Origin of the sequence: Terribacillus sp. JSM ZJ617 (assembly GCF_044383785.1) — a bacterium.
Taxonomy (GTDB): Bacteria; Bacillota; Bacilli; order Bacillales; family Amphibacillaceae; genus Terribacillus.
Genome location: NZ_JBISEQ010000002.1, coordinates 808,446 through 820,904 on the forward strand (window position 1 = coordinate 808,446; position 12,459 = coordinate 820,904).

The following is a 12,459-nucleotide window of genomic DNA, read 5'->3' on the forward strand; positions in this document are numbered from 1 at the left end:
GTTAAATGAAATGACCACATGATCACTCAATCTGTTTTTATCTGAATTTGGAGGTGGATTAATTTAAATGCGCTTCATTAAGATTGACTTTTTTATATAACACAAACTCTAGCCTCTCAATTAGAGCGCACTAATATGTATGCGCTTTCAAATGTCATTCTATTTCCACTGAAGGTTGGTCACCTTAGAAAACTGAATTACGTTGGATTTGTATTTTGAATCGAGCTGCCGTGGATCTGTCGAAGCGTTTTTAAAGTTCAATGATTACTGTACTTATGTTCAATGGTCCAAATAATTTGATTTCTACAGGAGATGGTTCGTATGTTGACATTCCTAGCATTAGCGATGATTATCGTTTTCATTGTACTTCTCTCCAAGAATAAATTAACTGTTTTTGGCGCTTTAACGATTGTACCCTTTATCTTCGGAGCCATTACAACCTTTGTAACTGGCGCTTCCTTTCTGGATCTGTTTGATTGGATCAAGGATGGTATCTTATTTAGTGTCGATGAAGAAACTGGAGAAGTATCGATGGGTGTAATTTCCCCTGCCATTGTGATTCTTTTCGCTGTATTGTACTTCGGCGTCATGCTTAATGTTGGTTTATTTGATCCTTTGTGCGAATTTTTCATTAAGAAAGCAAAAGGTGATCCATTAAAAGTTACAATAGCTACCGTTTTAACAGCAACCGTAGTTACAATGAACGGAGATACTACCACTACTATCATCATTTGTGTTGCTGCGTTCCTTCAGCTTTATAAGCAAATGAATATCAAGCTGATCTACTTGGCTATCATTATCGTCACTCCTATCGGCATTTTTAATCAGCTGCCATGGGGAGGTCCTACAATAGCTGCTAGTACAGCTATGGGAGTGAATATTAGTGAACTGTTTGCGGATTTATTGCCTGGGATGATCATTGCTGAAATATTTGCTATCGGGATGGCTTATTTTATCGGGCTCAAGGAAAGAAAAAGATTAAACTTTGACCCTAAAACTGCTAAAGATATTTCTCCAGAAGATATGCAGGAGATGCTGAATGCGATCCGCCTCAAAGATCCTGAATTAAAGCGACCTGAACTTTTTTATTTCAATTTGGTTTTAACGCTTATCATACTAATAATGCTCGTAATGGATATAGCTCACGGTGGTGTTTTATTTGGTATAGGAGCAGCAATTGCTCTTACGGTAAACTACAGATCAGCAAAGCTTATCAATCAAAGGCTAGATGACTTAGCGGCTGATTCATTAGCTCCGGCTTTGGCAACATTGGCTGCTGGTGTTTTCTCTGGCGTCTTAACAGGAAGCGGTATGTCGACCGCATTGGCGATGTCCATTACAGCTATCATTCCTGAATCGCTAGGCTCGAATATGGCGCCTATCTATGCTTTGATATCTGCACCTGCGATAACATTTCTCCCCCAAGACGCATTCTATTTCGGAATTGCCGGAGTAATGGCTGATGTTATGGCACAGTACGGTATAACAGCCAATGAAGCAGCAGTTGCATCCATGGTAGGTCAGGCATTCCGACTTATCTCCCCAGTCATCCCAGCTCTTTATATGTTGGTTGCTTCTACTGAAACAAACTTTATCGATTTCCAGAAAAAATATATTATCTATGCATGGCCGATCATTTTCATTTATTTAGCCACCTACATCTTAACTGGTTCCTTACCAATCTAGAAATTCCTTATAATAATAGAAAGCGACAGCAAGCAATTAGTTTCCCCTGTCGCTTTTTTGTATGTTAATTATTCAATCAGGCATCTACTGATTTAATCAAACGGAATAGCTGATTCGTCGTAACTCTTAGATTATTATACGTAACCTTCGAATCCATCGCCTCCTCCAGTTCCATCGGAGCATTTACAATGGAAAAATAAGAGGTAACACCAAGTTCATTCAATACCGCTGTTTCTTCCGTGACTCCGCCAGCCAATGCCAGAACTGGAATTTTGAATTCACTTGCCAGCTGAGCAATGCCTAAAGGCGCTTTCCCCATTGAAGTCTGTCCATCCAGCTTCCCTTCTCCAGTAATGACAAAATTTGCATTGTGCAAATACTTTTCCATTTCTAATGTTTCCAGTATTAAATCAATACCAGACTTTAAAGTTGCATTCAAGAAACCCAAACATGCAGCCCCTAATCCTCCAGCCGCACCTGTACCAGGTTTATTGTGGATATCTTTACCTAGCTCTTGAAAGACAATATCGGCAAAGTGTTTAAGTCCTTTGTCTAGCTCTTCCACCATTTGAGTAGTAGCTCCTTTTTGAGGCCCAAAAATATAGCTCGCTCCCTTTGGACCGCAAAGTGGATTATTCACATCACAAGCAACTTTAAATTCACATTCCTTCAATCTATTATCTATACGTGCCAAATCAATTTTACGAACTTCAATCAATGCTTTCCCATCTATTCCAACCTCTTCACCATGTTTATTGAGGAAACGGAATCCCAAAGCTCGGAGCATCCCCACACCACCATCATTTGTTGCACTTCCACCCAATCCGATTACAAACTTCCGGCACCCATTATCCAATGCATCTAGAATAAGTTCCCCGACACCATATGATGTAGTAATAAGAGGGTTTCGCTGGTTATATGGAACCAAGGGCAAACCGCAAGCTTCTGCCACTTCTATAACAGCAGTTCTTTTGTCACTTAATATACCGTATTTAGCAGTCACCTTATTTCTTAAAGGGCCTATAACTTCTTTCTCAACTATATTACCTTCAGTAGCTTGAACCAAGGCTTCTATCGTACCTTCTCCTCCATCTGCCAATGGAAGGCTCAAAATTTCCGCTTCAGGATAAACGTCCTTCACTCCCAATGCAATGGCTTCACTACCTTCTTTTGAGGAAACACTGCCTTTGAATGAATCAATAGCGATTAGAATCTTCAAACTCAACCCCTCCTTTTATTACTGTTAACTATAGAAAAAGAAAGTTTGAAATGTAATGGTCTAGATACCAGGAGATAAAAATCAATCTTGTTCTTCATAACAAAAAACTTCAAACTATAATGTTTGAAGTAAAAGAGCTATATAAAGCTTTACGGAATCATGATAGTCCCTCGGGTTTAACCCTGTTATATCCGAGATTTTCTCAAGCCTATACTGCAGCGTGTTCTTATGGATGTATAATTCCTCCGCTGTCTTCTTTAAGGAAAGATTATTATTATAATAGGTACGCAATAGGCTTATTTCCTCTTCCGAAAGATCGCCGATCAATTTTTCCGTGTAATCTTTCCTGATATGAACGTCAATATTCTCTATAACCATTTCTAAATCCAGTTTTGTGTATTCACACACTGCTACTTCTCTTTCAAGAGCATACTTCAAAGCAAGTTTCGCATGAGCAAAAGATTTCCCAAGTTCATCTAGGGTTTTGATGCTTCCTATACCGATTGAAAATTCTACATTCCTTCCACTTAATTGCTGAACCGTACTGTACTGTGATTCGTTAACAATCACTATGTATTGATTAGGAAATGAATATGTATAAAGATTTATATCATAACCCAACAAAATCTTTTCCAACCTGCTAGATGAAGTATTAGCTAATTCATGTATACGGATGATTGAGACAAACGCTCTTTCTTCTAAAGCATAATGCATTTGAAGTAAATGATCATTCATCAGTATATTTTCTGCTTCCTCTTCAAAAATCAGCTTACGAACAATTGCGGAGCGCATTTCGTCTAATGAGCGCACGGATTTTTCCATCATTTGTTCCTTTATCATCACTTCTGTAATCTTCGTCAAAAGGAAACCCAACGACTTGCACTCTTCGGGATTTCCTGATATTCCTATAACACCAAGCATATTTCCATCCACCATAATTGGGTAGTTAATGCCTTTTCTAGTACCTTTGTAAGTATTCTCTTCTGAAACTTCTATAACGCTTTTCTTCTCCAAAACATCAAATGCACCAGAATGAATAGAACCAATTCGTTCAACATCCGTACTGGCTATTATCATCCCATCTAAGTTTATAAGATTAATATCATTACCTATCACTTCTTTTGCCGCATCCACAATCATTTGTGCCAGAGAATAGGTGATTTTAAAATTCTCTTTCATTTGTATCTTCCTTTTTTATAGAGTGTTCAGTCAGTTTAACACTTTATGAAAATGCTTTAGATAATTTTAATTATACATTCAAAATATATAGTTAATATAGGTTTTCTGCTTAAAGAAAAAGGCAACCATGATATGGTCGCCTTAAGATAACATTTACGTATACTACAATTCCGAATACTAACTAAATACGTGATAACGTCCACGCGGCACAATCATAGGAGACTTAGACACCGGATCCTCAATAACAGTACAGTCAAGTTCGAATATCTCTTTGATCAATTCATCTGTAATGATATCAGATGGCCGTCCTTCTGCTATTAATTCTCCTTTACGCAGTGCAAAGATATAATCTGCATAGCGAGCAGCTAGATTGATATCATGAAGAACCATCACAATCGTCGTCCCAAATCTTCTATTTAGATCGGTAAGCAAGTCCAGAATCTCAACTTGATACGTGATATCGAGAAACGTTGTTGGTTCATCCAGGAACAATATATCTGTCTGCTGAGCCAATGCCATAGCAATCCAAACGCGCTGTCTTTGGCCGCCTGACAATTCATCTATATGTCTGTTGGCAAGCTCAGTGATTCCCATCATGTCCATGTCCATTGCTTCCTCGACCGCTTGATAATCCTTTTCCGACCATCCGCTTAACAATGATTGATGCGGGAATCTGCCTCTGCCGACTAAGTCTGCTACTGAAATACCTTCCGGTGCAATCGGTGACTGAGGCAGCACACCTAATACTTTTGCGAGTTTCTTTGGAGGGATCTTGTGAATTGATTTTCCGTCTAAAATGACTTCTCCTGCTATTGGCTTGATCAGTCTTGCCATCGTCTTTAGCAATGTCGATTTGCCGCATGCGTTAGGCCCAATAATGACGTTAATCTGATTGTTTGGAATTTCTACATCAATCCCATGGAGAATCTTTTTATTTTCATAACCTGCAGCAATTTGCTCCGTTTGGAGTTTGTGATGTGATTTCATCATAAATATCCCTTCCGATTCATCCTAATTAGTAAATAAAGCAGATAAGGTGCCCCAACCAATCCTGTTATTATACCAACTGGATATCTGACCTCAAAAGCAAATTGCCCTATCAAATCTGCTCCAAGAACCAGGTTGATGCCAATAAGACCAGCAGGCAGAACATTTGAGAATCCGGTTCCCACTAGTCTTTTTGCAATCGGCCCTGCAAGGAAAGCTACGAATGCTATTGGGCCTGTAGTAGCAGTTGCAAAAGCAATCATAAGAACAGCACCCACTATGAGAAGCAGCCTTATTTTGTTTGTACTCAGTCCAAGTGATAGCGCTGACTCTTCCCCAAGCTCCAATATGTCCAAATGCTTTCCTAAAACAATTAAAAGTGGAGCGAGAATCACTACTGTACAAATAAGCGGATATAATGTCTCCATCTTAGCTCCATTCAGGCTCCCGCTTAGCCAACGAAGTGCAGCAGGCAAATCTTGTTGACTTCCAACCATTAATAGATAGGAAATGACAGCACTAAGAGCAGCTTGAATACCAATTCCTATCAAGATAAGCCTGCCAATGGAGAAATGACTGCCTGATGACAGCACGTAAATGAGTAAGACAGTAACCAGTCCCGCTATTACTGAAGCTAAAGAGACAACTGTGTTGCTCGTTTGAAAAATAAGTATACTGAACAAAGCTGCTGCACTTGATCCAGTGGTAATCCCCAGTACATCCGGATTAGCGAGCGGATTACGCAGCATTGTTTGGAATATATGTCCTCCCATTCCAAAAGCCAGGCCCGCAAAAAGACCTGCTATCATTCTGGGGAGCCTTATCGTATTAACGGCAAAATAAGCACCTGGGATTCTCTCACCCATTAACACTTGAAAAACCTCTGTAATCGGGTATATTGTATTACCCAATAGAAGCATGGCCATACAAAGTCCAACAGCAAGTGCTGCAAGCAGGATGTTAATGATCAGCCATTTTCTGAATCGACGTTGTCTGCCTTGTTTAATAATAGTAGTTGAGCTATTTATCATAGTGACCGCACTTTCAGTTTAGTTGCGAGCAGTATCAATACAGGAGCACCAATAAAAGCAGTAATAATCCCGGCTTCCACTTCACCAGGACTCCCTATTAATCTGCCAAGTACATCAGCAATTGTTAGTATAGCTGCCCCCGAAATAGCTGACATGGGGATGATAAGGCGCAGATCAGGCCCAAAGATGAGCCGCATCAAATGCGTCGCCAGCAGACCAATAAACCCAATAGGACCAGCTAATGCTGTTACCGCACCGCACAAGATGACGCCGGTAAAGGCTGAAACCAATGTCAGCAATCCCGTGCGGACTCCTTGTCCAGTTGCAATTTCGTCTCCAAGCAGCAAAGCATTAAGTGAGGGTGCCATTATAAATGCCAGCAGGATCCCTGAAACCAAAAAAGGTAAAAATATTACGATGAAATCCCAATTTGCAGCACCCACACTGCCCACTTGCCAAAACCTGAACTGATCCATCACAAAAGATCTAGGCAGCATGATAGCACTGATAAGGGAAGATAGTATGGCACTGGTTGCTGCGCCAGCCAGTACAAGCTTAAGAGGCGTATTGCCAGTACGCCCCATTGAACCAATTCCATATACGATGATAGCCGTAAGGATTGCTCCCAATATAGAAAGCCAAATATACTGACCAGCTGTGCTGATATTAAAAAATGCTATACCTATTACGACAAATAACGATGCACCTGTATTAACCCCTAGTATACTGGGATCCGCCAGTGGATTGCGGGTCACCGCTTGCATGAGAGCGCCAGACACACCTAGCGCTCCCCCGCAAAGCAAACTAAACACCGTTCGCGGTATCCTTTCACTGACAACAGCTGCAGCGTAAGAATCCGAGCTGGATAATAACAATCCTGCCATTAAGTCATCCATCGTCACAGATCTTGATCCGAAAACCAGTGAAGCTACTACACTTACACATAGCAGTATGAAGAAGACGAACATGATGATTGCATAGTAGCTACGTTTATGTCCCACTGGTCTTTTTGCTACATTACTGTTCATTGTTACTTAACGCATCATCGATCTGAGTAACATAATTATCGATGGTATACTCGATTGCAAGCGGATTTGGAGTTCCCGCTGCTGCTAGATCGGAGTTATTAGCGATAAATACGACAGAACCGTTTTGAATCGCTTTAATTTGTCCTAGACGTGCATCATTTTTAACTGCTTCGTACGTACTGTCATCACCGTATCCAATTATGATATCTGCATCATTAAGGACGTCTGCATTCTCCGCACTCAAGTTTAGCGAGTAGGCAGCATCATCTTCGATCAATTCAGAGATACTTTCCGGATATTCCATTCCCAACTCTTCTAAGAAAGCAACTCGGGAATCAGCTGGTGTATATAGATGGAACTCGGATAAATCGGTTGCAGTGAAGTTGACCCAAGCAACTTTTTTACCTTTGATTTCAGGATGATCATTTACTTTTTCTTCAATTGTACTCTCGGTATCCGCAATAAGCTGCTCGCCTTCTTCTTCCATTCCCATACCTTTTGCGTTCATCGTAACTTGATCACGCCAAGACGTCGTCCAAGGAGAAGTCGGGTAAGCAACCACAGGCGCAATTTCGCTTAATGTATTATAATCCTCTTCTGTCAAACCTGAATAAGCCGCAAGAATGACATCTGGAGCTGAGTCTGCTATTGCCTCAAAATCCAGTCCATCTGTATCTTGAAAGACATTAGGATCACTTTCGCCTAATTCTTCTAATTTCTCAGCAGTCCAAGGAAGGAGACCGCTGTCATCTTGCACACCGAAGTTTGCTGCGGAAAAACCTACTGGCACAACACCAAGTGCAAGCGCAACATCCTGGTTACCCCATTGAACAGTTGCTACTCGCTCAGGCTTAGATTCGATAACAGTTTCCCCGAAGGCATGCTCAATCGTGATCGGATAACCTTCAGTGGAAGCAGAATCTCCGCCAGATGAATTTTCCTCCGTGTTTGACTGACTTGAACACGCTGAAAGTACTAATAGGAACAAGGCAGAAAAGATTGCTATTTTTAATATCGATTTATGCTTTTTGACCATTTGTTATTTCTCCCCTTTTTTATGTAAGATATCTATTTGTGCTGAACTGTATTGCTTAAGTTAGGAACTCTCTTCAAGAATCAGTATATAACGGGTAGCCCTTTCTAATTGATATTGGTTCTCATTATCAATATACAATTAGTTATATTGATTAATCAAGGCTTTTTTACTACTTTTTAGACTATTTGGAGAAAATTGACGTATTGTGTTTCACCTTGATAAATTTCCGCTTTCATTCATTGAAAAAAGAGCCACTTGTAGTGACTCTTTCGGCCTTGTCTATTTAATTTCATTGAGCATTTTTTAATTCGGTTTCTTTTTCTTTTCTTTTCCGACCCATAATTACTGCCAATACGGTCAGGACTGCTAATGCTGTAAAACATACAACCGTTCCTACTGAAATCCCTTTACTGAATGTCGAACCTATCAGAATGATTCCCAGCCCTGCAATCCCGACAATTGTCGTCGCAGGAAACAGCTTCATTCTGAAATGCGGCATATCTGCATATTCCGGACGCAATTTCAGCTGCGCTGCACAAATACTAAGCCATAGCAGCAGCATAGTGAAGCCAGGAATTGTCATCATCGTTCCAATGATACTTTCAGGCGCAAAATAAGCAAGTCCTGCACCTACCAACAATAGCACACCATTTAAAGATATAGCATTGATCGGTGCACCTGATTTAGAAGTCTTCGTTAATAGTTTTGGTGCTTCACCTTTTTCAGCCAGTGAAAACATCGTTCTGGAAGTGGCAAACATACCAGAGTTAGCAGCAGATAAAACTGCGGTCAAAAGTATGAAATTCATTACGTGCGCAACGCCTGGTATGCCGATTGCATCCATTACTTGAATGAATGGACTTTCTGTTCCAGCGACCTGGTTCCAAGGAATTAGTCCCGCAATGATTGTGATTGGCAGAATGTAAAACAGCAATACTCGCCAAACGACGCCTTTGATCACTTTAGGCAAAACCTTCTTCACATCTTTTGTTTCAGAAATCGCTACCCCGATTAACTCAGATCCCCCGAAGGAAAACATGACTATCAAGCAGGCAGCAAATACTCCTTGCATGCCATTCGGGAAGAAGCCGCCATGGCCGAATAGATGCTGTGTTGGTGTATCTGGGGCAAAATCCGTCAAACCTAGCAGCACTGCACCGCCTAATAGGATAAATAGTACAAGAGCAATAATCTTAATACTAGCAAACCAAAATTCCATTTCTCCGTAGAATTTAACTTGTAGGCTGTTTATTCCAATGATAAGTGCTGCACAAATTGCACTTAACAGCCAAAGCGGCGTATTGGAAAACCAAAACTGCAAGAATGAGCCTGCGGCTAGTATTTCTACAACGGTAACAAGTGTCCAGTTAATCCAGTACAGCCATCCAACAATGAAGGATATATGAAAGCCAAATGCCTTATGAACTAAGTGCTGGACATTATGATTCGGATACACGACGGCCATTTCAGCTAAAGCAACCATTACTATCAGCAGCAGGGCCCCGCCCAATAAGTAAGAAACGACTACACCAGGCCCTGCAATCCCTAATGTCTCACCACTTCCTTTGAAAATACCGGTACCGATCATACCCGCTAATGCTAAAAACTGTACGTGCCTAGGTAAAAGCTCTTTCCGCAAACCATTCTGACTCATCTTCTTCTCCTCTTTCTATATCAAATCCAGTTCTGATTAATTTTGTATAATAATAGTCATCATCCATGGTTAACCACCTCCTTAACTGTCCAACCAAACAAAAAATCCCTGCTGAAATGTATCAGCAGGGACGTGATTTACGCGGTACCACCCTAATTATCGACATATAAACTATATCAATCTCTCATTTAAGATAACGGCTATAAACCGTCTTCCCCTCACCAGCCGGTTCGAAGAAGAAAGCTCCTGGATCGTAATTCATGCTGTTCTTTATACTGACTTGCACCATCCGTCAGCTCTCTGTATCAGGGAGAACATACACTACTTCAATCCATTCAATGCTTGTTATTTAGCTATTTAAAACAAAAAATCCCTGCTGAAGTTTATCAGCAGGGACGTGATTTTACGCGGTACCACCCTAATTATCGACATATAAGCTATGTCAATATCTCATTCCTCATAACGGCTATAAACCGTCTTCCCCTCACCAGCCGGTTCGAGGAAGAAAGCTCCTGGATCGTAATTCATGCTGTTCTTTATACTGACTCGCACCATCCGTCAGCTCTCTGTATCAGGGAGAACATACACTACTTCAATCCATTCATCACTTATCATTATATTTAGCTTTCAAAACAAAAAATCCCTGCTGAAGTTTATCAGCAGGGACGTGATTTTACGCGGTACCACCCTAATTATTGACACGGCTATTATGTCAATCTCTCATTTCATCATAACGGCTATAAACCGTCTTCCCCTCACCAACCGGTTCGAAGAAGATGCTCCTGGACTGTAATTCATGCTGTTCTTTGCACTGACTTGCACCAACCGTCAGCTCTCTTTAACAGGGAGAACACACATTACTGTAATCCGTTCAACGCTCAATTATTAATATAATGAGTATCCTACAGGAAACATTACAAAAAATCAACACTTTTTTTGTTATTTTATTTCATTCAGCTCACATATAATCCAAAGACAATGCTCATTAGCAGTAACAGCAATATTTACCTTGTATAATTTTAACCGCTTAATCATTGAGCTTACCCATACATTTTGAATAAAGAAGATGACCCCACTAAACAATAATCCTGCAAGCAAAAAATGCTCCGGACCAGTTTGTGTTATAATAGAAGTATCTTTGAAGGGAGATTGTTAATTTGCTTAAAGGCGGAGATAGTGTATTCTATCCTTTTCACGGAACAGGGACCATAGAATCAACAGAAATTATGAGGGAAAGAGAGTATTTCAAAATATTCTTTCCTTATAAAAAGTTACATGTGTTTGTACCGAGTCAAAGCGAAAACCAGAATGGTCTACGCCCAATCATTTCTTTAGAACAATTAGAGCAAGTAAAATTAGATTTCTATGACAATGGTGTTCCTTTGCCTTCTTCAGTAAGTGAACGATCTAAAGTCTTGGACAGTAAGATGAAATTAGGTACTACGTTAGAAATCAGTCAGATAATAAGAGATCTAATGCACTTCCATACAACGGATGGCCGTTTATCTCAATCAGACAAAAAAGTATATAAAAATGCAGAAGAGTTTCTTATTGGAGAGATTCAAGAAATAAAGAATATTTCATATGATCAAGCCTCTTCTGATGTAAAATCTTTAGTTGAAGAACGTTTTAATATTGATGCACCTAATTTTAGGTGACATCCTGTATCAATGTAATTCCCTCAATTACATTAAAGTCACTAAAAAGAACCTCCACGGATAATCCGTGGAGGTTCTTTTTTAATCAACGAGTATACGGAATACCCTTGTATTAGCGCAAATTTTAATTTCAGCCTTCTTAACTGATGGCTAGCCACCCTCAAAAGCTACCCTTTTTTACTCCATACTTTGTGCCATACGTTGATCGCAGCTTTAACTGGTTAATTTTTCATGTTAGGATGCTCAATTAATTGGGTATAAGTTGATAGCAAAAGTCTGACAAGAGCTTTTGCATGACAAAAAAACAGGAGGTGCTCTCCCATTACCGCTTTAATCGAATATTTCATCAGTAATTTCACATTTATACTTGGATACACATGGGATCACATCAAGCTTGTTGGTTTAGCAATTATCATCGCTATCGTGATCGGTGTACCATTAGGTATTTATTGTTCCGTCAATAAATACGCAGCCTCCACCATTCTCCAAATTGCTTCTATCATGATGACTATTCCAAGTCTCGCTTTATTTGGAATCATGATTCCAGTCCTTTCACTCATCAACGAAGGAATAGGTACGTTGCCAGCTATTATCGCTCTTGTACTGTACTCACAGCTGCCGATCATCCGGAATACGTACACGGCGATCAGCAATGTCGATCCCGATATACGTGATGCAGCAAAAGGGATTGGTCTGACAACCTTTCAACGCCTTTATAAAGTCGAGCTCCCAAATGCCATGCCTTTAATCATGGCTGGTATCCGTACTGCAACGGTACTGAATATCGGTGTCGGTGCCATTGCTACGCTAATCGGCGCAGGAGGCCTTGGCGGCATCATCTATCAAGGGATTCTGCGTACCAATAACACAATGATCCTTGCAGGTGCAATCGCGGTTGCGGTTTTGGCATTGATTGCTGATTTGTTCTTGCGCTTGATCGAAAATCTGTTTACGCCAAAGGGTGTAAAAAAATAATAAGGG

10 protein-coding genes and 3 other annotated features are annotated in these 12,459 nt (G+C 40.3%); of the genes, 3 read left to right on the forward strand and 7 right to left on the reverse strand.

The window, feature by feature from the left end; translation table 11 throughout:
- Nucleotides 1-321: 321 nt before the first annotated feature.
- Nucleotides 322-1,686, forward strand: coding sequence for a citrate:proton symporter (locus ACH6C1_RS10425; RefSeq protein ID WP_374076838.1), 1,365 nt, complete (start codon nt 322-324; stop codon nt 1,684-1,686).
- A gap of 76 nt (nt 1,687-1,762) precedes the next feature.
- On the opposite strand, the gene ACH6C1_RS10430 is transcribed toward ACH6C1_RS10425, so the two are convergent.
- The 7 genes from ACH6C1_RS10430 to ACH6C1_RS10460 all read right to left on the reverse strand — a co-directional run bounded on the left by ACH6C1_RS10430 (nt 1,763) and on the right by ACH6C1_RS10460 (nt 9,820).
- On the reverse strand, nt 1,763-2,905 hold the full coding sequence (locus ACH6C1_RS10430; protein WP_374076840.1) for a glycerate kinase: 1,143 nt from the start codon (nt 2,903-2,905) through the stop codon (nt 1,763-1,765).
- A 114-nt stretch (nt 2,906-3,019) separates the two neighbouring features.
- A complete protein-coding gene (locus tag ACH6C1_RS10435) occupies nt 3,020-4,084 on the reverse strand; it encodes a CdaR family transcriptional regulator (RefSeq protein WP_374076842.1) in 1,065 nt (354 codons plus the stop codon).
- 177 nt (nt 4,085-4,261) lie between these two features.
- Entirely contained in the window at nt 4,262-5,071 is an 810-nt protein-coding gene (locus ACH6C1_RS10440) for an ABC transporter ATP-binding protein (protein WP_374077187.1), read from the reverse strand.
- Entirely contained in the window at nt 5,071-6,102 is a 1,032-nt protein-coding gene (locus ACH6C1_RS10445; protein ID WP_374076844.1) for a FecCD family ABC transporter permease, read from the reverse strand. The genes ACH6C1_RS10440 and ACH6C1_RS10445 overlap by 1 nt, the downstream gene beginning before the upstream one ends.
- Entirely contained in the window at nt 6,099-7,070 is a 972-nt protein-coding gene (locus ACH6C1_RS10450; protein ID WP_374077189.1) for a FecCD family ABC transporter permease, read from the reverse strand. The genes ACH6C1_RS10445 and ACH6C1_RS10450 overlap by 4 nt, the downstream gene beginning before the upstream one ends.
- Nucleotides 7,071-7,119: 49 nt before the next feature.
- Nucleotides 7,120-8,166, reverse strand: a complete 1,047-nt coding sequence (locus ACH6C1_RS10455; protein WP_374076846.1) for an iron-siderophore ABC transporter substrate-binding protein — start codon at nt 8,164-8,166, stop codon at nt 7,120-7,122.
- Nucleotides 8,167-8,455: 289 nt separating this feature from the next.
- Entirely contained in the window at nt 8,456-9,820 is a 1,365-nt protein-coding gene (locus ACH6C1_RS10460) for an amino acid permease (RefSeq protein ID WP_374076848.1), read from the reverse strand.
- A 123-nt stretch (nt 9,821-9,943) separates the two neighbouring features.
- Nucleotides 9,944-10,168 (reverse strand) — a binding site (T-box leader).
- Nucleotides 10,169-10,208: 40 nt separating this feature from the next.
- Nucleotides 10,209-10,434: a binding site (T-box leader), on the reverse strand.
- 44 nt (nt 10,435-10,478) lie between these two features.
- Nucleotides 10,479-10,704, reverse strand: a binding site (T-box leader).
- Nucleotides 10,705-10,977: 273 nt separating this feature from the next.
- Here ACH6C1_RS10460 and ACH6C1_RS10465 point away from each other — a divergent pair.
- Together ACH6C1_RS10465 and ACH6C1_RS10470 are read left to right on the forward strand one after the other, a co-directional pair.
- Nucleotides 10,978-11,478, forward strand: a complete 501-nt coding sequence (locus ACH6C1_RS10465) for a CarD family transcriptional regulator (RefSeq protein WP_176465678.1) — start codon at nt 10,978-10,980, stop codon at nt 11,476-11,478.
- A 423-nt stretch (nt 11,479-11,901) separates the two neighbouring features.
- The gene (locus ACH6C1_RS10470; protein WP_437112192.1) at nt 11,902-12,453 is read left to right on the forward strand and encodes an ABC transporter permease; all 552 of its coding nucleotides are present in this window, start codon (nt 11,902-11,904) and stop codon (nt 12,451-12,453) included.
- The last annotated feature ends 6 nt before the right edge of the window (nt 12,454-12,459 follow it).

Excerpts from the sequence above, each read along its gene's own strand:
- ACH6C1_RS10425 (WP_374076838.1), top strand. The coding sequence starts at position 322 with ATGTTGACATTCCTAGCATTAGCGATGATTATCGTTTTCATTGTACTT.
- ACH6C1_RS10435 (WP_374076842.1), bottom strand. The coding sequence starts at position 4,084 with ATGAAAGAGAATTTTAAAATCACCTATTCTCTGGCACAAATGATTGTG.
- ACH6C1_RS10440 (WP_374077187.1), bottom strand. The coding sequence starts at position 5,071 with ATGAAATCACATCACAAACTCCAAACGGAGCAAATTGCTGCAGGTTAT.
- ACH6C1_RS10445 (WP_374076844.1), bottom strand. The coding sequence starts at position 6,102 with ATGATAAATAGCTCAACTACTATTATTAAACAAGGCAGACAACGTCGA.
- ACH6C1_RS10450 (WP_374077189.1), bottom strand. The coding sequence starts at position 7,070 with ATGTTCGTCTTCTTCATACTGCTATGTGTAAGTGTAGTAGCTTCACTG.
- ACH6C1_RS10455 (WP_374076846.1), bottom strand. The coding sequence starts at position 8,166 with ATGGTCAAAAAGCATAAATCGATATTAAAAATAGCAATCTTTTCTGCC.
- ACH6C1_RS10460 (WP_374076848.1), bottom strand. The coding sequence starts at position 9,820 with ATGAGTCAGAATGGTTTGCGGAAAGAGCTTTTACCTAGGCACGTACAG.